This is a genomic window from Nocardia sp. 348MFTsu5.1, assembly GCF_000383535.1.
Classification (GTDB): Bacteria; Actinomycetota; Actinomycetes; order Mycobacteriales; family Mycobacteriaceae; genus Williamsia; species Williamsia faeni.
The window spans coordinates 208,370-229,172 of the sequence record NZ_KB911512.1 but is presented as its reverse complement, the minus strand read 5'-3'; the positions used below and the strand labels follow the sequence as shown (position 1 = coordinate 229,172).

Below are 20,803 nucleotides of genomic sequence, written 5' to 3'. Positions count from 1 at the left end.
TGGATGGTGTGGCAGTCAGCGGATGGCGAGCGGATTGATCGGCGATCCGAGACCGCGAGTGAACTTCAGCGGCGGGCCCGCGTAGAAGAAGTCGTAGTTACCGTCCGCGGCGCAGGCCGCGGCGAGCTCCTCGAAGTTGAGCATCTCGGCGAGTGTCATCCCCATGTCCCGGATGAGCACCATGTGCAGCTCGAACAGCGACCCGGGGTTTTCGCCGGGCATCACCTCGACGGCCCAGTTGTCCGCGCCGACCACAGCCACATCCCGATCGCGAAGCCACTGCGCGGTGGCCAGGCTCAGGCCGGGCTCGCCGGCCATGTACGCGGCCGGATCCTTCTCGACGAGGAACTTTGCGTGCCAACCGGTCCGGAAGAGCAGGATGTCACCGGGACCGACCTCCACGCCCTGCGCGGCAGCGACGGCATCGAGCTCGTCGGGTCCGATGGCCTCGCCGGCCTGCAGCCAGTCGACGCCACGGTGGCGAGCGATGTCGAGCAGCACGCCTCGTCCGGCGATGCCCTTGGCCTGGGTCTGGATACCGCACTTGTCGGCACCCTTGACCGTCACGCCGTCACCTGGATGGCCGTTGTAGAGCTGCTCGTCGTAATGCACGTGCGCCAGCGAGTCGTACTGCGACCCGGTCTGCAACGGCATGAACACGTAGTCGTCGGCCCACTTGAAGCCGCCGGGGAGCACCTGCTCCTGTCCGTTCTCAGACATCAACCGGATCGGGTTGATCCGCGCGCCGCCCGGCTGGGGGCCGTCGGCGTCGAGCGGGATACCCAGCTCGAAGACCTCACCGGTCCGGATCAGGCTACTTGCGGCGGCGACTCGCTCAGGGGTGATCAGGTTCGTGGTGCCGCGCTCGTCGTCGGTACCCCAACGTCCCCAGTTCCGCACCTTGGTGCCGAGTTCACGCATGTCGGGAATGGACGCAGACATCTACAACTCCTCCGGGAGAGATTAATGACGTGACAGTCATGTCACCTTTTTGATTGTGATCGACGGCATAGCGCATGTCAACCAACTGATCGTGGCGGACATCACGGCGCGAGCGGAACCACGCAATATCTCTGGCACTCGACCCACGGGCGCGTCAGCCGGAAGTCCCGTGGCGGTAGTCTCGACTCTCGTGTCAACAGCAGCCGATGAAGTGCCTTTGCGGCCCCCACCGGCGGAGTCCGATTCGCGGACGTTCCGTCGGGCCTTCGGCGACCTCACATCAGGCTTCAAGCATTCCGAGCTCTGGCTGCTCCTCGGCTGGCAGGACATCAAGCAGCGCTACCGCCGGTCGCTGCTCGGACCTCTGTGGATCACCATCGCCACCGCCGTCACCGCCGTGGCCATGGGCCTGCTCTACTCGCAGCTGTTCGGCAACGACATCAGCTCGTTCCTGCCGTACGTCATGCTCGGGTTCATCTTCTGGAACTTCATCCAGGGATCGATCCTCGAGGGTGCTGACCTCTTCACCACCAACGAAGGCCTGATCAAGCAGATCCCGGCCCCGCTCAGCGTGCACGTCTACCGGCTGGCCTGGCGCCAGCTGATCATCTTCCTCCACAACATCCCGCTCTACGCGGTCCTGTTGATCATCTTCCCGCAGCCGGTGACCTGGACGGTGATCCTGGTGATCCCCGGCATCGCACTGTTTGTGGTGAACGCGGTCTGGGTGTCGATCGTGTTCGGCATCCTGTCCACCCGCTTCCGCGACATCGGGCAGTTGCTCGTCACCGCGGTTCAGCTCGTCTTCTTCATGACCCCGATCATCTGGAGCGCGACCGACCTCGAGGAGAACGCGGGCGCCAACTCCAGCCGGGTCAAACTGGTCCAGCTCAACCCGATGTACCACTACCTGGAAATCACCCGCGGTCCGCTGCTGGGTGAATCGGTGGCGCTCTACCACTGGCTGATCGTCATCGCATGCACTGCCATCGGATGGGCCATGGCGCTGCTGATTCTGCGTAATTACCGTGCCCGCGTGTCGTATTGGGTGTGAGGTCATGAGTCAAGTCCGAGTCGATACCTGGGATGCCTGCGTCGATTTCCCGATCTTCGATGCGAAGACCAGGTCGCTCAAGAAATCCGTTCTCGGCCGCGCCGGTGGCGTGATCGGATCCAACGAATCCAATGTTGTTGTGGTCGAAGCGCTCAAGAACGTCGATCTGCATCTGTCCCACGGTGACCGCATCGGTCTGGTCGGTCACAACGGCGCCGGCAAGTCCACGCTGCTGCGACTGCTTTCCGGCATCTACGAGCCCACCCGCGGATCCTGCTCGATCAAGGGCCGGGTGGCTCCGGTCTTCGACCTCGGTGTCGGCATGGATCCCGAGATCTCGGGCTACGAGAACATCGTCATCCGCGGCATGTTCCTCGGGATGAGCCGCCGCGAGATGCTGAAGAAGATGGACGACATCGCAGAGTTCACCGAACTCGGCGATTACCTGTCGATGCCGCTGCGCACGTATTCCACCGGCATGCGCGTGCGCGTCGCGCTCGGTGTCGTCACGTCGATCGATCCCGAGATCCTGATCCTCGACGAAGGCATCGGCGCGGTCGATGCCGAGTTCATGAAGAAGGCCCGGATCCGGTTGCAGGAGTTGGTGAAACGCTCCGGCATCCTGGTGTTCGCCAGCCATTCCAACGAATTCCTCGCGCAACTCTGCGACCGCGCGCTGTGGATCGATCACGGCTCGATCCGGATGGACGGCGGCATCGAAGAGGTCGTCGGCGCCTACGAGGGCCCCGACGCCGCCCGTCACGTGCGGGAAGTCCTGGCCGAGGTCGAAAAAGATGCCTGACGCCAAGGTCATCGCCGTGGTGGTGACCCACCGTCGGCTGCAGCTCCTCGAGCAGTCGCTGGCCGTCCTGTCGAATCAGAACCGGGCCGTCGATCACCTTGTGGTCGTGGACAACGACAACGACAGCGCCGTCGCCGAACTCGTTGCCGCCCAACCTGTTCCCGTCACCTATGTCGGTTCGGCACACAACCTCGGCGGCGCCGGAGGATTCGCGCTCGGAATGCTGCAGGCACTGGCCCTGGGTGCCGACTGGATCTGGTGCGCCGACGACGACGGCCGGCCAGAGGGCCCCGAGGTGCTGCAGACGCTGCTCGATTGCGCGACCACTCACCAACTCGACGAGGTCTCACCTGTTGTCTGCAACATCGACAACCCCGAAACTCTCGCCTTCCCGCTGCGCCGCGGCCTGGTCTGGCGCCGCAAACGGTCCGAACTCTTCGCCGACGGGGAGACCTCGGATCTCCTCCCCGGCATCGCGTCCCTGATGAACGGCGCCTTGTTCTCGGCTGCGGCGGTCGACGCGGTGGGTGTACCCGACCTGCGCCTGTTCGTCCGTGGAGATGAGGTCGAGATGCACCGCCGTCTGGTGCGGTCGGGCCTAAGCTTCGGAACCTGCCTGACCACCGCGTACCTCCATCCCGACGGCAGCGGTGAGTTCCGTCCCATCCTCGGTGGTCGCATGCACACCCAGTACCCCGACAACGAGACCAAGCGGTTCTTCACCTACCGGAACCGCGGGTACCTGATGAGCCGGCCGGGGATGCGCCGACTCCTGCCACAGGAATACGCGCGATTCGGCTGGTATTTCCTGGTTCAGCAGCGCGATGTGGCCGGGTTCAAGAATTGGCTGCGGCTGCAGTCACTCGGTCGCCGCGAGCGCTTTCGCAAGCCCTGAATCTTCCCGAAGTATCCGCACCATCCTCACCTGCGATGGCGGCAACTCAACCCAATCGCGTCCGCAGAAACTAGAACATGTTCTACCATGGACCGCACGACGATTCTAGGAGGATCATGCGGTTCACGTTCGCCGAGGCAATGACGGATCCGAGCTACTATCTGCCGCTGGCGAAAGCGGCAGAGGAGGCCGGATACGAGGGATTCACGATCCCCGATTCGATCGCCTACCCCGAGGAGTCGGACTCGACGTATCCCTACACCGAGGACGGCAACCGAGAGTTCCTCGATGGCAAAGCGTTCATCGAGACATTTGTGATGGCGGCGGCGATGGGTGCGGTCACCGAGAAGATCCGGTTCAACCCGTTTGTTCTCAAGCTGCCCGTCCGGCCACCGGCGCTGGTGGCAAAGCAGGCCATGTCGGTTGCGGTACTGACCAACAACAGATTTGCGCTCGGCGTCGGCACCAGCCCGTGGGCCGAGGACTACGACATCATGGGTGTCGATCCGAAGCGCAAGGGCAGGCGCATGAACGAGTGTATGGACATCATCCGCGGGCTGAGCACCGGTGAGTACTTCGAGTTCCACGGGGAGTTCTACGACATCCCCAAGATCAAGATGAATCCCGCTCCCACACAACCGATTCCACTGCTGGTCGGCGGTCACGCCGACCTCGCGCTCAAACGCGCGGTGATCCGCGGCGACGGCTGGATGCACGGCGGCGGACAACCCGAGGAACTCGATTCACTCCTCGACAAGATTCAGGACATCCGCAAAGCGGAGGGAAAGATCAACGACCCCTTCGAGATTCATGTGATCTCCCTCGACGCCTACACGCCCGATGGCTGCAAGCGCCTGGAAGACAAAGGCATCACCGACGTGATCGTCGGATTCCGCATCCCCTACATCGTCGGGAACGACACCGAACCGCTACAGAAGAAGATCGACCATCTCAACATGTTTGCCGACTCGGTGATCAGCAAGGTCAACGGCTAGCTCACCAGACCGGCCCGGAAGGCGACGAGCGCCGCCTCGACGCGATTGCGGGCGCCGAGCTTGGTGAAGACCGCGGACACATGGGTTTTGACGGTTGTCTCGCTCAGGAACAGGTCGGAGGCGATGGCCGCGTTGGGAGCTCCGGTGGCCATCGCCCGCAATACGTCGCGCTCGCGGCCGCTCAACTTGTCGATCTCGGAAGGGACGGCGGCCGCAGGTGGGCGGCCTTGCACGATGCGGCGCAACGACTCCTGGCTGAACAACGTATTGCCGGCGGCAACCGCGCGGACGGACTGCGAGAACGTCTGCGGCGGTTCGTCCTTGCTCAGGAAACTGTGGGCGCCGGCCGAGACCGCCTGTACAACAAGGTCGTCCACATCCATCGCGGTCATGGCGATGACCCGGGGAGGATTGGTCAAGGTCATCAGCGCGCGGGTGGCATCGAGACCGCCGACCCGTTTCATCTTCAGATCCATCAGCACCACGTGTGGCCGGAACTGCTGAACAGCGGCCAGAACCTGATCACCGTCCTCGACATCGGCGACCACGACGATGTCCTCGGTGGCGGCAAAAATATCCGAGACACCGCGCCGGACAAACGGATCGTCGTCGGCGATGAGCACGGTGATGGGGCGTGGTCCGGTCATGGTGTGCTCAGGGTATTACCCCCTGCCGACAGCGGGACCCGCGACACTAGGAATACCAGGGCAGCCAGCAATCGGTGACGAATTCACCTCCGACGACACCCGCGTGGAACGTGCCACCGACATCTCGTGTCTGCTCGGCAAGTCCGACCAGCCCCGACCGGGACCCGCTGGGAACCGCCGGCGGTCGACTGCTGAGCTGATTACAGATGTTGATACGGATCCCGTGCTCGCCGGCACCGACGATCGAGATCCGGATGACCTGATCACCGGCATATTTCTGCGCGTTGGTGAGCGATTCCTGCACCACCCGGTAGGTGACGTGGCCGGAGACGGTACCGACGTCGCCGGGCGACAGATCGGTGTAGAGAGTGGCATGCAGGCCCGCGGCCCGCGCGCCCTGCACCAACTCCGCGACGGCATCGATCCCCTGATGGCCACTGTGCTGTTGCGACGCCGACCCGCGCAGGACACCGACGATGTTCTTGAGGTCGTCGAGTGCATCGTGCGCTGTCGCCCGGATCAGAGACGCGTTGTTGACGATCTTCTCCGGGTTGTCGGTGCCGCCCACCTGAACGGCCCCGGCCATCAGAGAGATCCGGCTCAGGCTCGCGGCAAGAGTGTCGTGCATGTCGCGTGCGATGCGGGTGCGTTCCTCGGTTCGGATCATCTCGTCGCGCATCACGTCGGTTTGCTTGGTTGCCCGGTCCCGACTGACCTGTGCCCGCGCCAGCTCCACCTGGGTGTGCCGCAGCAGTGCAACGGTCGCGACGATGCCCACCAGAAGCGCGGACACCACCCAAGGAATCCACAGCGGTACATCCCAAGTCGGTAGTGGCGCACCTTCTTCAGGGCGCGCAGAACCCATGGTGAGGATGGAATTGTCCCGGGTGCGCATGGTGTCGTACACCAGCGACATCCCCGCGGCCAGGTATGCAGCGAAAACTGCCAGAGCCAGCCGGATCCCGCGCTCGACCTGGGCCACCGCGTACAGCGCGATGAGGGCAGCGGTGGCGTCGGTCGAGAAGAACAGCGGGCCCACGACCGCCACGGCCAGCACCGGCAACGGGAACCGGTGCCGCCAGACGAGCGCTGCGGCCGCGACCAGGTTCAGCAGCAACCCGATGGTGGAGTTCCACACCGGGACACTGCCGGACTCTTGTGTGAGCGCAACCGCCAGAATCGACCCGAACACGCTCAGGCTCACGGCCCCGGTGGTCCAAAGCCGGCGCCGGATGGTGTCGCCGGAAGTATTTGTCACGGTATGGAGGCTACGGCGCACCTCGGACGTTCCGCGATCGGCCGAACGGTCCGGGTTCCGTCGATTCTCTGTCCGAACGGATGAGTGGTGCCGTCCCTTTGCAGGAGGTGCGCGGGCATCCGGTTGCGGTGAGCTGTTTCTCACCAAGCCAACCACCCACTCAGGAGGATCTGCCATGACCGTTCCCGGCCAGCCAGGCGACAACAATCCCTACAACCAGCCCTACAACCCCGCTCAGGGTCCGTACCAGCAGCCACCCAAGAAGAAGCGCAAGGTCTGGCCCTGGGTGGTCATCGGTGTGCCGATCCTGCTGATCGGCGCCTGCACCGCGATCATCGCCGGCAGCAGCGGTGACGACGATGCAAGTGTCACCAAGGCGTCGAACACAGCGGCGGCGCAGCCGTCGGCAGCCGAGGATTCCGGGCTCGACTTCCCGGGGAAATTGGACGATGACACCGCTGCCGCCGGAGGTGACACGATCACGAGCGATGATCTCGCGTACACCGTGATGCCACTGGTGGCCGCCAGTTCTGACTTCGGTGATTACGTGTGCAGCACTGTCACGATCAAGAATGTGGGCTCGAAGCAGAACGACTTCAACGGCTATTTCGATTGGAGCTTGCAAGATCCCAGCGGCACCATCCTCAAGGCCACCTTCGCGCCGGAGAAACAACTACTGAGTTCGGGTGAGATCGCGCCGGGCGGACAGACAGCCGGAGACGTCTGCTTCGACGCTGCCGCGGGTACCCCGCCCGGAACCTACGTGGTGTTGTTCGAAGACACGTTCTCGCTGTCGTCGGACCGTCTGGCGTGGGTCAACACCCTGTAGTGGGACAGGTCGTGGTCAGCGGATCTTGAAGATGACCGTCCGCTGCACCACGAAGTTGATGACGGTGGCTGTGCCCTGGGCGACGACGTAGGCGAGCAGGCTCCACAGCACCGTGTCGTCCCAGGTGCGCGACAGCAGGGTGTAGATGCCCACCTGAACGACGAAGGTCACCAGGTAGAGCAGTGTGACCGACACGAAGCGGGCCACGCTCGGCTCGGCCTTGAAGGTCCATCTGCGGTTGATGAGGTAGGCCATCGTGGTGCCGCAGAAAAAGCCGATCGACTTGGCGGCCCATTCCGGGAAACCCAGCAGGTACTGGAAGATCAGAGTCAGCCCGAGATCCAGCACTCCCGACGCCGCGCCGGTGATGACGAATCGGACAATTTGGGTCTTCAGATCGCCACCGGCCGGCGTCGGCACAGCGATCGCCGCATCCAGTTCGGTTGTCCGTTGCCCCTCGGCCTGCTCTTCTGCCACCCCGACACCCTAGCGGCAACCCGATCACCGGCGGCCGACAGCCTGATCACGAGGCCGGGTAATCAGGGGTGGCAGAGCTTTTCCAGCTCCTCCAACGCGGTGTCGAGGTGGGTCAGGATCCGCTGCAGGCTCGGGACCTCCGCACGCGCACCGGTGACCCCGAAGTTCACCATGTCACCGTTGGTGGTCACGGTGATGTTCAGGGCCTGGCCGTCCATCGCGATCGACGCCGGGAACACCCCGTCGAGCCGGGCTCCGTTCCAGTACAGATCATGCTTCGGCCCTGCGACATTCGAGATGATGAGGTTGAACGGCGGCGGGGTCATCCGGACGTACCCGGGCACCGCTGTGAGGGCGAGCGGCGCCGCGATGACGGCGCCGTAGCCCATCGCCTGCAAGGGGCTCAGTCCCCTGATCACCTGCTTGCTCGCGGTTGTCGAGTCGACCAGGGTGGCCAGACGTCGTTCGGGATCGGGCTGGTCGGTGGCGAGATTCGCCAGGATCGCGGTGATCGCGTTGCCCTCGGATGAGTCGTCGTCCTTGGCGTGCATCGACACCGGCATCATCGCGATCAGCGGTTCGTCGGGCAGGGCGTTCTGGTCGATGAGATATGAGCGCAGGGCGCCCGCGCACATCGCCATCACCACATCGTTCAGTGTGATGCCCAGGCCCGATGCCACCGCATGCAAGCGGGTGGCCGACCACTGTTCTCCGGCGAATCGGCGAGCGCCGCCGATCGGCACGTTGAACATGGTCCTCGGCGCCTGCATCGGGACGATCAGGTTGTGGTCGCGTACGGCTCGGAGTCCGACGCGGGCTGACGCCGGAAGGAACCCCACGAGTTCACCGGCCACCTTGAGTCCTTCGGAGAGCCAGTTCCCGGATTCGGACTCGTCCGAGTCCGGCTTGGGTCGGGAATCAAACAAGGTGGGGTCCCAGGGCGCCCGCGCTGTCCGGGCATCCGGGTCGGGAGACAGGGTCTTCTCGAGCAGTTTGAGCGCAGATACACCGTCGACCAGCGAGTGGTGAATCTTTGTGTACATGGCAACCCGCCCGTCGGCGAGCCCCTCGATGAGGTGCAATTCCCACATCGGTCGATGCCGATCGAGGAGTGCACCGTGGTTCGCCGAGACATAACGCAGCAGTTCACGCACCCGTCCCGGACGTGGCAGCACGGTTCGGCGGACGTGATATTCGAGATCGACGTCCTTGTCATAGGTCCAGCGGACAGTGCCCATGAGGCCCACGGGCGACGCCGGCCGTTTTCGGAAAAGCCGGTGGACATCAGATTGGGCCTGGAACGTCTCGAACATCTGCTCACCGAGGTCGTCGTCGCCCGGAGCCGGTTCGTATATCTGCAGGCCTCCGACGTGCATCGGATGCTCCCGCGATTCGGCCAGGAGAAACATCGATTCGGTGATCGGCATATATGGCATTGCAACTCCCCGTGTCACTGGTGTGACTCAGGCTACAAGCTCCCGGCGCTCTGGGCCCTCTCACCGAGAATCACGCACGGTCGTACCACTAGCTCGCCCGCTCCAGACCGAGGTCGCGGCGTACTTCGATCTCATCCATGACTGCGTCGACGACCGCCACCGCGTCGTCGAGCAAGCCCGCCTCGCGCCACTGACGTGACCACGCCGACTCCGGGACCCTCACCTTGGACAACGCCCGCAAAGCCAGGCCCGGTAGGTCGGGCGTCACCTGAAACTGGTTCTCGGACAGACCTTTCGGGCCGTACCCGGCGGACAGTAGCCGACCACCGGGAAGCGCGGAGGCGACAACAGCGGCGGCGGCCAGCGCTGCGGATCCGGAATTGTCGGCACCGGCGACGGACTGCAACGCCGAGCGAACCACGGCGGCTCGCGCCGGTGGCGTCGAACGGTCGAAGCGGTCGGCCCAGCCGACAGCTGCGTCGTTGTCAAAAACCCCGATTCCCCACGCTTCCATGGCCACCTTTCCCATTCACCTCGACATTGATGCGAATGCGTATTGCAAAAAACATTACCTCGCCACATATTGAATCCGCGCAGCGATTACTGAGAGTTCTCTGAGTTTCCCATTTGAACAACACGAGTGTTTTCTGATTTCGAGATAAATCACACAATTGCCGAACACGGCATCATGACCCCATGGAGACATACGACGACATCGTGATCGGTGCCGGTCACAACGGGCTCACCGCCGCCGCCTACCTCGCGCGCGCCGGACGCAAGGTGCTCGTCCTCGAGCGATCCGGCCACGTCGGCGGGGCAACCGTTTCGGCCCGGCCTTTCCCGGGCATGGATGCCCGGCTCTCCCGCTATTCGTATCTGGTGTCGCTGATGCCCCGGCAGATCATCACTGATCTCGACCTCGACATCACACTGATCCGGCGCCGCTACTCGTCGTACACGCCATTGCCCGCCGACCCCACCCGCGGACTCCTGGTCGACACCGCCGACGACAAGGCCACCGCAGCGTCGTTTCGCGCCGCCACCGGATCCGACCACGACTTCGCGGCCTGGCAGAACTTCTACGGCGCGATGGCGACGGTCGCCGAGGGCGTCTTCCCGACGATGCTGCGTCCGCTGATGAGCGCCGACGAGATGGCGTCCGTCGCCGCGACCGACCTCGATGCGATGGACCTCTGGGAACAGCTGACGAGCACACCGCTCGGCACCATCATCGACAGCAGGTTCAGCGACGACGTCGTCCGCGGCATCGTCGCGACCGATGGTTTGATCGGCACCTTCGCCGACCTCTACGACCCGTCGCTGCTGCAGAACGTCTGCCTGCTCTATCACCTGATCGGCGGCGGCACCGGAGACTGGGACGTACCGGTCGGCGGCATGGGCGCGGTGTCCGGCGCACTGGCAGCGGCAGCGGTCGCGGCCGGCGCCGAGATCCGGACCGGGGTCGAGGTCACCGCCATCGACGCCGAAGACGGACGGGTCGGCTGGCCGGGAGGCGCTGCGGCCGCCGAGTTCATCCATGCCGCCTGCGCGCCGGCGGTTCTCGACAGCCTGCTCGACACCCCGACTGTCGGTGGACCACCGCCGCAGGGCGCGCAACTGAAGATCAACGTGTTGCTCCGGCGACTGCCGAAACTCCGGGACCACACCGTCGCACCGGGTGTCGCGTTCTCCGGGACCTTCCATATCCACGAGGGTTTCGATGCACTCGGACGGTCATATCAGGAGGCCGCGACCGGTTCGATCCCGTCCACACCGCCCTGCGAGATCTACTGCCACACACTGTCCGACCCCAGCATCCTCGGCCCATCACTGACCGGAATGCACACACTCACACTGTTCGGCCTGCACATGCCACCGGAGTTGTTCACCTCTTCGGGCGCGAAAGATCAAGCCGTGCAAGCAACTCTGGCCGCGCTGGACTCAGTGCTGGACGAACCCATCGCCGACGTCATCGCGACCGACATCAACGGCGACCCGTGTATCGAGGCGAAGACCCCGCTGGAGTTGCAGGACGCCGTCGGATTGCCGGGCGGCAACATCTTTCACCGGCCGCTGCAGTGGCCGTGGGCGCCGACCTCCGACGATGTCGGAACCTGGGGTGTCGAGACGAAACATCCCCGGCTCCTGATCGCCGGTGCCGGAGCCCGCCGCGGCGGCGGGGTCAGTGGCATCCCCGGCCACAATGCTGCCGCGGCGGTGCTGGGCGCCTGACGAGCAGAGTCAGGCGGTCGCCTCCGACGGAATCGCGACATGCCGGTTGACCGGCTCGCTCAGGCCGTAGTTGCCGCGCAGCGTCGTCGACGTGTAGTCGGTGCGGAACAGCCCTCGCTGCTGCAGGATCGGCACGACCCGATCGACGAAGGTCTCCAGTCCGCCCGGCAGGTACGGCGGCATGATGTTGAACCCGTCCGCCGCGCCCTCGGTGAACCACAGCTCGATCTCGTCGGCCACCTGCTCCGCCGTGCCGACGAACGTGCGATGCCCGCGGCCGCCGCTGAGCAGTTCGAGGACCTCGCGCACGGTGTGCTTGCCGTCCCCGGCGAGGTCCTTCACCAGCTGGAGGCGGCTCTTCTGACCGTCGAAATCCTCGACCGACGGCAGCGGCGGCAGCGGGGAGTCGAGCGAATCCTCGTCGAGATCGACGCCGACTATGACGGAGAGTTGCTTGAGCGCGAATTCCGTCGATTTCAGATCATTGAAGGACTGTTCCAGCGCCCGTGCCTCCTCCTCCGTATCGCCGATGAACGGATAGAAGCCGGGAAGTACCTTCAGATCGTCGGCACTACGGCCCGCCTTCACCACCCGCGCCTTCAGGTCGCGGTAGAACTCCTGCCCCTGCTCGAGGGTGTACTGCGCGGTGAAGACCGCCTCGGCGTACCGCGCCGCGAAATCCTTTCCGGCCTCCGAGGATCCGGCCTGCACGAGCAGCGGGTGCCCCTGCGCCGACCGCGGCGAGCTGAGCGGACCACGAATCCGGAAGTGCTCACCCTCGTGGTCGATGGTGTGAATCTTGTCCGGGTCGGCGAAGAGGCCCGACTCGACGTCCAGCCGCAACGCGTCGTCCTCCCAGCTGTCCCACAGCTCGAGCGCAACGTCGACGAATTCGGCTCCACGCGCATATCTTTCGCTGTGCAGTGGTGGAGCGTCGAGACCAAAGTTCGCAGCCTCTTCGAGCTGGTGGCCGGTAACGATGTTCCAGCCCGCCCGTCCGCCGCTGATGTGGTCGAGCGTCGCGAACCTGCGCGCCACCGTGTACGGATCGGAGTACGTGGTCGACGCGGTCCCGATCAAGCCGATCCGCTCGGTGGCCACCGCGATCGCCGAGAGCAGCGTGACCGGATCGAGAAGAAACAGCGAGTTGTGCTTGATGCGGGAATCGACCTGTAAGGCGTCGGCGAAGAACAGCGAATCCAGTTTCCCGCGTTCGGCGATGCGGCCGAGATTCTGATAGTGCGCGACGTTGAGCACGTCACTCTCCGTGGTCAGCGGGTGCCGCCACGCGGCCTCGTGCTGCCCGACGCCCCAGAGGAAGGCATTGAGATGGAGCTGTCTGCGAGCAGGCCGGGAACCCGATGAAGTCGTCATGCCACCGAGTCTCGAACAGGTTTGAGCCGAACACACCGGTTGTGCGCACCCTGGGCGCAACCGGTGAGTGCACGTTGGGGCCCTGAGATCGTCGCGATCTGGGGTAGCAGATGGCGATATGCCGGCCGCGGGTGCTCTCGGGGACGATCTCAGGGGTTGGCCTATCGCCCGTTGACCCTGACACCGGCGGTGGGCATGGCCGCCCCAGGTAGTCTCTGAGTCGATGTCTACCGCTGAATTGCCCATTGAAACCCGCAAGCTCGTCGGCTGGAGCCGCACGACGCCGATCGAGGGTCACGTGCTGGCCACACCCGATGTCGAGGTGATCGCCAAGGCTGTCGCGCAGGTTGCCGATGCAAATGCCGACAAGCCGTCCTACCTGCGTCGCGGTGTCATCGCGCGCGGCCTGGGACGTTCTTACAACGAGTCCGCGCAGAACATCGGTGGGCTGACCATCGACATGACGCAGCTCAAACGCATCCACTCGATCGACGACACCACCGGGATCGTCGACCTCGACGCCGGCGTCTCACTCGACGACCTGATGGCAGTGGCCCTGCCGTTCGGCCTGTGGGTACCGGTCCTGCCGGGCACCCGCCAGGTCACCATCGGCGGCGCCATCGCCCACGACATCCACGGCAAGAACCACCACAGTGCAGGCAGTTTCGGTCAGCACGTGGTCGAGATCACGCTGCTGGTCGCCGACGGACGCATCCTCACACTCACCCCGTCGGGCACCTCCGACGATCCGGGCGGCGACCTGTTCTGGGCCACGGTCGCCGGCATCGGCCTGACCGGCATCATTCTGCGCGCAAAGGTCCAGATGAAGCGCACCGAGAGTGCCTACTTCATCGCCGACACCGCCACCACGGCGAGCCTCGACGAAACCATCGCACTGCACCTCGAGGACGGGTTCGAAGACGGCTACGAGTACGCCTCGGGCTGGTTCGACTCGATCAGCAAGCCACCGAAGCTCGGCCGCGGATCATTCAGCCGGGGCAACCTCGCCACCCTGGACCAGCTGCCGGCGAAACTTCAGAAGGATCCGCTGAAGTTCAACGGCAAGCCCCTGCTGACGTTCCCGGACGTGTTCCCCAACGGCCTGGCCAACAAGTTCGACTTCTCGATCGTCGGCGAGGCCTATTACCGGATGGGTTCGAATAAAACCGGTCAGGTCAAGAATTTGGCGCAGTTCTACCACATTCTCGATATCTTCGGTGAATGGAATCGCGCCTACGGACGCACGGGCGGATTCACGCAATATCAATTCATTGTGCCCACCGGCAATGAGGATGAATTCAAATCGATCATCGCCGATATCCAGGCCTCCGGACACGTCAGCTTCCTCAATGTGATCAAGCTGTTCGGTGAAGGCAACCAGGCTCCGCTGAGCTTCCCGTTCCGCGGCTGGAACGTCTGCCTCGACTTCCCGGTGAAGCGCGGCCTCGGCGAATACCTGAACGAACTCGACCGCCGGGTGATGGCCATGGGCGGACGCCTGTACACGGCCAAGGATTCGCGCACGTCCGCGCAGAACTTCCACGCCATGTACCCCGAGATCGACTCGTGGATCGCCACCCGGCGCCGGATCGATCCGACCGGGGTATTCATCTCGGATATGGCTCGCCGCCTCGAACTGGCCTGAGCCACAAAGACTTCCAACCCCAGAGAAGGAACACTCATGATCAACGCCGTAGGCGTACCCAAGTCCGTGCTCGTTCTCGGCGGCAGCTCCGAGATCGGCCTCGCCATCACCGCGGAGTACCTCAAGAAGGGCCCCATGCGGGTGGTGCTGGCCACCATGCCCGGTGACCCCGCCGGAGAGGCGGCCGTGGAGACGATGAAGGCTGCCGGTGCGTCGTCGGTCGAGCGCATCGACTTCGATGCCCTCACGCCGGACACCCACCCCGCCGTCATCGATCAGGCCTTCGCCGGCGGTGACATCGACGTCGCCATCGTCGCCTTCGGTGTCCAGGGTGTTGACGAAGAGGTCTGGCAGGACCAGCGCAAGGCCGTGTTCACCGCGAACATCAACTACACCGCCGCGGTCTCCGTGGGCGTGCTCCTCGGCCAGAAGATGCGGGAGCAGGGCCACGGCCAGATCATCGCGATGAGCTCGGTGGCCGGAGAACGTGTACGCCGCAGCAATTTTGTGTACGGCTCCACCAAGGCCGGCCTCGACGGCTTCTACCTCGGGCTCGGAGAAGCACTGCGCGAGTACAACATCCACGTCCTGGTCATCCGCCCGGGCATGGTGCGCACCCGCTTGTCGGCGCACGTCAAGGAAGCTCCGCTGACGGTCAACAAGGAGGACGTCGCCAAACTGGCCGTGACCTCCGCCGACAAGGGCAAGGAATTGGTCTGGGCGCCGGGACCTTTCCGCTTCGTCATGATCATCCTGCGCCACATCCCGCGGCCGATTTTCCGCAAGCTTCCCATCTGAGCCGATGATGCGGACCCATCTGTCATCGATAGGGGATCTGATCGGCGCGGCCATCGTGGCCCTGGTGATCTCAGGAGCCGGCCTGGCAGTGATCTCCAGGGTCGACTGGCCGGCGTTCAACTCGTCGAACGTCGCGACCGCACTCACCACCACCGGCCAGGTGGCGGCGATAGTGATCTTGCTGATCGCCGTGGTGCTCTCGCGGACCGGCAAGGCCGGCCGACTGATCAAACCCCTGTCGTGGGTGGGTATCTCATCTTTTGCGGCGGTCACCCTGGCGATGCCGCTGGGTGCCACCAAGCTCTACCTGTTCGGGATTTCGGTCGATCAGCAGTTCCGGACCGAATATCTCACCCGTCTGACCGACAGCCCGCAGCTGGCGGACATGACGTACGCGGACCTGCCGCCGTACTACCCGGCCGGCTGGTTCTGGCTCGGCGGGCGCTACGCCAACCTGACCGGCCAGCCCGGGTGGGAGGCGTTCAAACCCTGGGCGATCATCTCCATCGCGGTGGCCGCCGCGATCGCGATGGCGTTGTGGCAGCGCATGATCCGCACCGATCGGGCGATCGCGGTCACCCTCGCATCCACCATCCTGGCGCTGATGTACGTCAGCCCCGAGCCCTACGCCGCGGTCCTGGTGCTCATCGGCGCGCCGATGCTGGTCACGATCCTGCACGGACTACGTTCCGGCAGTAGACCGGCGATCCTGGCCGGCGGTCTCTTCCTCGGCCTCAGCGCCACCTTCTACACGCTCTACACCGGTCTGTTCGCCCTGACCACGGTCCTGATGGCGGTCTACCTCACCGCGATGGCCTGGTATCAGCAGTCCAACAAGACAACTCGGCCAGGTGATGTCCGATCGGACCGATGGCGCGCGGTGCGTGACCACGGGCTGCGATTGGTGGCGATGGGCCTCGTCGCCGGCCTGGTCGCCCTGATCGTCTGGGCGCCGTACCTGATCGACCGGCTCGGGAACAAGCCCGCCTCCGGTGGTACCGCCGAGCACTACCTGCCGGGTTCCGGCGCGGTGCTGCCGACCCCGATGCTGCACTGGTCGCTGATCGGCGCCCTGACGATGGTCGGCCTGATCTGGATCGTCCTGCGGTTCCGGACCCGCACCGTCGCGGTGACGTACGGCATCACAGTCTTTGCCATCTACCTGTTCTGCCTGCTGTCGATGGCACTGACCGCGGCAGGCACCACGCTGCTCTCGTTCCGGATGGAGCCGGTTCTCGCAGTGGTCCTGGGCGTGGCCGGGGTCTATGGATTCGCCGAACTGGCCGGGTACGCGGTCCGCCGCTTCGGCGACGTCCGCACCGTGATCGTCGTCCTGGCGGCTCTGGCCGCAATTGCTGTGGGACAGAGCATCCCGAACCACCTCGCCGCCGAGATCACCGTCGCCTACACCGACACCGACGGTTACGGGGAACGTGCCGATCAACGCCCACCCGGTGCCCAGGGCTACTTCCCCGAGATCAACGACGTCATCGGTCACCAGACGGGCAGGCCCCAGGCGGACACCGTCGTCCTGACCGCCGACTACGGATTCCTGTCGATCTATCCCTACCTCGGCTTCCAGGGCCTGACGTCGCACTACGCAAACCCGTTGGCGGAGTTCGACAAACGCGCCGCCGCGATCCAGACGTGGTCCGAGGCCGACACCACCGACAGCCTGGTCGAGCAATTGGATTCTTCGCCGTGGCGTCCGCCGACGGTGTTCCTGTTCCGCTACAGCGCCGAAGGTTACGCACTGCGACTGGCCGAGGACGTCTACCCCAACGACCCCAACGTCCGGCGATACACGGTGACGTTCAACCCCAACGTCTTCGACGACCCGAGGTTCACGGTCACCAACATCGGTCCGTTCGTGTTGGTCGTCCGTAAGTAGCACGAGCCACCCCCGCCGACCGTGCCTTAATCACCGTCGACCGTGCCGAACCGGCCGTCGACCGTGCCTTAATCACCGTCGACCGTGCCGAAAATCCCAGGGCGTGAGTATTATTGGCACGCTCGGCGGTGGTTTGGGCACGCTCGGCGGTGGTTTGGGCACGCTCGGCGGTGATTGGGGCACGCTCGGCGGTATTAGGGGCCCAGTGGAGGGCTAGGACTCTCCGCAGCCGTCCGGTTGGGCACCGACCACACCTCGGACCGAGAGAAGACCTTCGAGGGTGTATTCACCGGGCACCGGGGCCTGCAGGGTGATCCAGCTGTCCTTGGTCTCCTGGATGCAGGCATACACCGATTCGTCGACGCTGCTGCGAGCGACAAGGTACTTGTTGTAGCGCAACTGCATCGGATGTGGCGACGAGTTCGGCACGTTGAGGATGAGTTTGGACGGTGACGACGCGACGATGGTGAGCGGTGACGGCACGATCGGCTGCGGATTCTCGACACGGTAGAGCGTCCAGTCGTCGTTGCCCCACATGCGATCGAGATACGGAAGCCCGTCGTCCACCATCGCGGCCTCATCCTTCAGCTGCCGCAACGGTTCCGCGGAGACAGCAACAAAGGCCACGGCATTTTCGGCCAGCCACTGCCGGTACGAGTCCGACGTCAGCGCGTCCTTGTCGTAGAAGATCGGGTTGAACCTCGAATCCGACTGATTCTCCCAACCGCGGGCGAGTTTGATGTCGAGTCCGAGTTTGTGTGCCCCGGCATGCGTTTGGGCATCGACGAGTTCCACTCGATGATTGTTGATCTCCGGTTGCGCGAGCAGCAGGGACTGCAACGGGGTGTACGAGGTTTCACTCTGCCCGGAATCCGCGCCGACCACCTGGTCCGCCGTCGCCACGAACACCGCATAGACCAATGCGGGCGCCAAGGCAATCGCCAAGAACTTCAACGACTTCTTCGAATAGAACAGACAGATGCACGGCAGCACCAGGCAGAAGAACCGACTCAGGTTGGAACCGATGCCGGTCGGCACGAGGAACATGAGGATCGCCACCCCGGTGGCCAGCGGCACGATCCATCGGGCAGGTGGGATGGTCAGCGCAAATGAGGCGCCGATCGCGATCAGCAGCACCCAGAACAACGTGGTGACCGGGAAACTCTGTGCGCCAGGGGCACCGAACATCACGAACGGCACACCGACGCCGAGCGCAGCACCCCCGAGAACCCACCAGGCCTTGCGCGCCCGGGCATCCTTCCCGAAAGCGAACGGCAACGCCGCCAGGCCCACGAACGCCGGGGCCAGCGGGCTCGCCAGACCGGCCACCAACAATCCGATGGCCGCCAGCGGCAAGAGGTTTCGCTTGAGCGCAACAATCGCGGCCAGCGCGATCGCGGCGCCGACCGAAAAGGCGACCCGGCCCGACAACATGTTGAGGACCGCCGCCGTGGTGATCGCCCACATCAGCGCCGTGGGATGGGTGGCACCTTTGGACAGTGGGATCGACAGCGCGACGATGACGGCGGTCGCTATGCACAGCAACGGTAGCGACCCGGTCAATGTCGACAGATTCGGAACGATCAGCGAGTAGCTACCAGGGGATACGCCGCCGTACCAACCGAACCAATAACCCAGTCCGACACCCGAACGAGCCGCCTCTTCACGCGCAATGGCCGCCTGCAGGTCTCCGACCGTCGGATGCGCGAGCCAGAGCGACACAATTGCCACCACCGCCAGCACCATCGGCAGCAGTGGCCGCCAACGCAACAGCGGCGTTGCGACCGGAAAACTCATCCGAGCGGCACTCCGGACCTGGTCGGCGTTGCAGCCGATCGGTGGCGCCACCAACGCAGCAGAGCGGGTGCGTAGATGATCAGGGCTGCGATGGCCAGCAATCCCACGCCGGCGACGACGTCGAGAATGAAGTGGTTACCCGAACCCATCACAACGAAGTAGGTGGTCAGTGGGTAGAGCAATCCGAGAATCCGCACCCAATTCCACTTCGCGAAGCAGAACAACACCACGCCGCACCAGGTCGCCCATGCGCAGTGCAACGACGGCATGGCAGCGAACTGGTTGGATATCGCGTCGCTTCCGGGTGCACCGGACGCCGGCCACCAACCCCACGACGCGGTCTGCGCCATGACGTCGACAAAACCTTCGTCGGCGAGCAACCGCGGGGGTGCCGTGGGCATGCTGTAGAAGCCGATCAGTGCCAGACCCGTGGTGACGATGAGCACGCCACTGACCTTGCGGTAGTGCTGCTTGCGCCGGAACATCAGCCAGATCAACACTGCCGGGGTCACCCAGAAGTGCAGGGTCGCGTATTGCAGGGCGACAATATTGGCAAGCCACCCGGTGGTGTGGACAAGTTCATTCAATGGCCGCTCGAGCGCCATGTGCCAGGCATCCTCGAAGCGAAGAATGTCATTTGCATTGCGGTAGGCCTGGTCGGCAACATCCCCGACGCTGTTGCGGACCAGCGAATACACTGCGTACAGGGCACCGAGGATGAGGACTTCCAGCCACCATCGCGGCCTGGCGAGATAGCGGTTGACGCGGGTGGCGAACGCTCGAAACCCGGTCTGGACCAGTTCAGATTCATAGGTGTCGAACTCCGCGGAATCAAATCCTGCGGAGTCGACGTCAGCGGCATCGAGCCCGCCGCCCTTGGGGTCGGTGGCAGCGGGTCGGCGGTCATCGCGGAGCGTCATACGCAAAACTCCCGCATAGAACCTCCACGCACCTCGACAAATCCCAGAAAACGCCTGCCCCGATTACCAGGGCCGAACGCGAAACTACCGCGCTCACATCGCGGCCCGGTACAACTCCATACTCATCCGGCGCCCGGAAGGGCGCAATGACTCTGCTGGATCATAACCGAGTAGATCGCCACAACCTTCCCGCGAGACACGTCCGGGTCACTGAACTGGGAGAACATGTCCGGTTCTGCGCGCTCCCACCCAGTTGACACCATTCTCCGCCGGTCCTTGTGACCCTCGCCACAATGTCCGTCAAGCGGGTGACGGCGGACCTCAGCCGACCAGGTCGATGATCCGGCGCAGCGCGAACTCATATCCACGAATTCCGAAGCCGGCGATCACACCCGAGGCGATCGGCGACACGTATGACCGGTGCCGGAACTCCTCGCGAGAGTGCACGTTGCTGATGTGAACCTCGATCACCGGCACCTCCGGAATCACCAGGGCATCTCGCAGTGCGATAGAGGTGTGGGTCCAGGCGCCCGGATTGATCACTATCCCGCTGACCTGGCCGCGGGACTGCTGTATCCACTCGAGCATCTCGCCCTCGTGGTTCGTCTGCCGGGCATCGACGGCAAAGCCGTGCTCGGCGGCGGTCGCGGTCGCGAGCGCCACCACATCGTCCAGGGACTCGGAGCCGTAGATCTCCGGTTGTCTGGTCCCGAGCGTGTTGAGATTCGGTCCGTTCAGCAACAGGACAGGCAGCTTTTCGCTCATTGCGCCCATTTTCCACCCAATGCGGTCAGTGCAATGCGCGCCACCC

The 20,803-nt window shown here is 64.3% G+C and carries 19 protein-coding genes; 9 read left to right on the top strand and 10 right to left on the bottom strand.

All coding sequences use genetic code 11. The features are described 5' to 3' along the window. Nucleotides 1-15: 15 nt before the first annotated feature. Nucleotides 16-942: a cyclase family protein gene (locus H290_RS0109465; RefSeq protein ID WP_020106558.1), complete on the bottom strand. Its 927-nt coding sequence runs from the start codon at nucleotides 940-942 to the stop codon at nucleotides 16-18. A 190-nt stretch (nucleotides 943-1,132) separates the two neighbouring features. On the opposite strand from H290_RS0109465, the gene H290_RS0109460 reads away from it, so the two are divergent. The 4 genes from H290_RS0109460 (at nucleotide 1,133) to H290_RS0109445 (ending at nucleotide 4,688) form a co-directional block, all read left to right on the top strand. Beyond that, complete coding sequence (locus tag H290_RS0109460; protein ID WP_028462990.1) at nucleotides 1,133-1,996, top strand: ABC transporter permease; 864 nt, start codon at nucleotides 1,133-1,135, stop codon at nucleotides 1,994-1,996. Nucleotides 1,997-2,000: 4 nt separating this feature from the next. After that, complete coding sequence (locus tag H290_RS0109455; protein ID WP_020106556.1) at nucleotides 2,001-2,798, top strand: ABC transporter ATP-binding protein; 798 nt, start codon at nucleotides 2,001-2,003, stop codon at nucleotides 2,796-2,798. Beyond that, a complete protein-coding gene (locus tag H290_RS0109450) occupies nucleotides 2,791-3,693 on the top strand; it encodes a glycosyltransferase (protein ID WP_020106555.1) in 903 nt (300 codons plus the stop codon). The genes H290_RS0109455 and H290_RS0109450 overlap by 8 nt, the downstream gene beginning before the upstream one ends. 116 nt (nucleotides 3,694-3,809) lie before the next feature. Next, the gene (locus tag H290_RS0109445; RefSeq protein ID WP_020106554.1) at nucleotides 3,810-4,688 is read left to right on the top strand and encodes an LLM class flavin-dependent oxidoreductase; all 879 of its coding nucleotides are present in this window, start codon (nucleotides 3,810-3,812) and stop codon (nucleotides 4,686-4,688) included. On the opposite strand, the gene H290_RS0109440 is transcribed toward H290_RS0109445, so the two are convergent. Beyond that, nucleotides 4,685-5,335: a response regulator transcription factor gene (locus tag H290_RS0109440; protein ID WP_020106553.1), complete on the bottom strand. Its 651-nt coding sequence runs from the start codon at nucleotides 5,333-5,335 to the stop codon at nucleotides 4,685-4,687. The genes H290_RS0109445 and H290_RS0109440 overlap by 4 nt on opposite strands. 46 nt (nucleotides 5,336-5,381) lie before the next feature. Continuing rightward, nucleotides 5,382-6,593 (bottom strand): sensor histidine kinase, encoded by a 1,212-nt coding sequence (locus H290_RS0109435; protein WP_231373547.1) that lies wholly within the window; start codon nucleotides 6,591-6,593, stop codon nucleotides 5,382-5,384. A gap of 175 nt (nucleotides 6,594-6,768) precedes the next feature. On the opposite strand from H290_RS0109435, the gene H290_RS0109430 reads away from it, so the two are divergent. Continuing rightward, the gene (locus H290_RS0109430; protein ID WP_020106551.1) at nucleotides 6,769-7,422 is read left to right on the top strand and encodes a DUF4352 domain-containing protein; all 654 of its coding nucleotides are present in this window, start codon (nucleotides 6,769-6,771) and stop codon (nucleotides 7,420-7,422) included. A 15-nt stretch (nucleotides 7,423-7,437) separates the two neighbouring features. Here the strand turns inward: H290_RS0109430 and H290_RS0109425 are convergent, their stop codons facing one another. From H290_RS0109425 to H290_RS30170, 3 genes are all read right to left on the bottom strand, one after another. Continuing rightward, nucleotides 7,438-7,860 (bottom strand): GtrA family protein, encoded by a 423-nt coding sequence (locus tag H290_RS0109425; RefSeq protein WP_051121947.1) that lies wholly within the window; start codon nucleotides 7,858-7,860, stop codon nucleotides 7,438-7,440. A 101-nt stretch (nucleotides 7,861-7,961) separates the two neighbouring features. Then, nucleotides 7,962-9,335, bottom strand: a complete 1,374-nt coding sequence (locus H290_RS0109420; protein ID WP_028462988.1) for a wax ester/triacylglycerol synthase family O-acyltransferase — start codon at nucleotides 9,333-9,335, stop codon at nucleotides 7,962-7,964. Nucleotides 9,336-9,423: 88 nt separating this feature from the next. Further along, a complete protein-coding gene (locus H290_RS30170) occupies nucleotides 9,424-9,849 on the bottom strand; it encodes a DUF4259 domain-containing protein (RefSeq protein ID WP_196809527.1) in 426 nt (141 codons plus the stop codon). A gap of 182 nt (nucleotides 9,850-10,031) precedes the next feature. On the opposite strand from H290_RS30170, the gene H290_RS0109410 reads away from it, so the two are divergent. Continuing rightward, complete coding sequence (locus tag H290_RS0109410; protein WP_020106547.1) at nucleotides 10,032-11,567, top strand: NAD(P)/FAD-dependent oxidoreductase; 1,536 nt, start codon at nucleotides 10,032-10,034, stop codon at nucleotides 11,565-11,567. A gap of 9 nt (nucleotides 11,568-11,576) precedes the next feature. Here H290_RS0109410 and H290_RS0109405 read toward each other — a convergent pair whose 3' ends face one another. After that, nucleotides 11,577-12,941 carry an LLM class flavin-dependent oxidoreductase gene (locus H290_RS0109405; RefSeq protein ID WP_020106546.1) on the bottom strand — a complete coding sequence of 455 codons (1,365 nt, stop codon included), beginning with the start codon at nucleotides 12,939-12,941 and terminating at the stop codon, nucleotides 11,577-11,579. A 223-nt stretch (nucleotides 12,942-13,164) separates the two neighbouring features. On the opposite strand from H290_RS0109405, the gene H290_RS0109400 reads away from it, so the two are divergent. From H290_RS0109400 to H290_RS0109390, 3 genes are read left to right on the top strand one after another with little or no spacing between them, the layout of a single operon-like run. Next, nucleotides 13,165-14,586, top strand: coding sequence for an FAD-binding oxidoreductase (locus H290_RS0109400; RefSeq protein ID WP_028462987.1), 1,422 nt, complete (start codon nucleotides 13,165-13,167; stop codon nucleotides 14,584-14,586). Nucleotides 14,587-14,622: 36 nt separating this feature from the next. Then, nucleotides 14,623-15,384, top strand: coding sequence for a decaprenylphospho-beta-D-erythro-pentofuranosid-2-ulose 2-reductase (locus H290_RS0109395; RefSeq protein WP_020106544.1), 762 nt, complete (start codon nucleotides 14,623-14,625; stop codon nucleotides 15,382-15,384). Between the two features lie 4 nt (nucleotides 15,385-15,388). Then, the gene (locus H290_RS0109390) at nucleotides 15,389-17,275 is read left to right on the top strand and encodes a galactan 5-O-arabinofuranosyltransferase (protein WP_020106543.1); all 1,887 of its coding nucleotides are present in this window, start codon (nucleotides 15,389-15,391) and stop codon (nucleotides 17,273-17,275) included. Between the two features lie 213 nt (nucleotides 17,276-17,488). Here H290_RS0109390 and H290_RS0109385 read toward each other — a convergent pair whose 3' ends face one another. From H290_RS0109385 to aroQ, 3 genes are all read right to left on the bottom strand, one after another. Beyond that, nucleotides 17,489-19,072 (bottom strand): hypothetical protein, encoded by a 1,584-nt coding sequence (locus tag H290_RS0109385; protein WP_036518541.1) that lies wholly within the window; start codon nucleotides 19,070-19,072, stop codon nucleotides 17,489-17,491. Continuing rightward, nucleotides 19,069-19,992 (bottom strand): phosphatase PAP2 family protein, encoded by a 924-nt coding sequence (locus H290_RS28205; protein WP_020106541.1) that lies wholly within the window; start codon nucleotides 19,990-19,992, stop codon nucleotides 19,069-19,071. Before H290_RS28205 ends, H290_RS0109385 begins: the two co-directional genes overlap by 4 nt. Before the next feature lie 321 nt (nucleotides 19,993-20,313). After that, nucleotides 20,314-20,757, bottom strand: coding sequence for a type II 3-dehydroquinate dehydratase (aroQ, locus tag H290_RS0109375; RefSeq protein WP_020106540.1), 444 nt, complete (start codon nucleotides 20,755-20,757; stop codon nucleotides 20,314-20,316). Nucleotides 20,758-20,803: the final 46 nt, after the last annotated feature.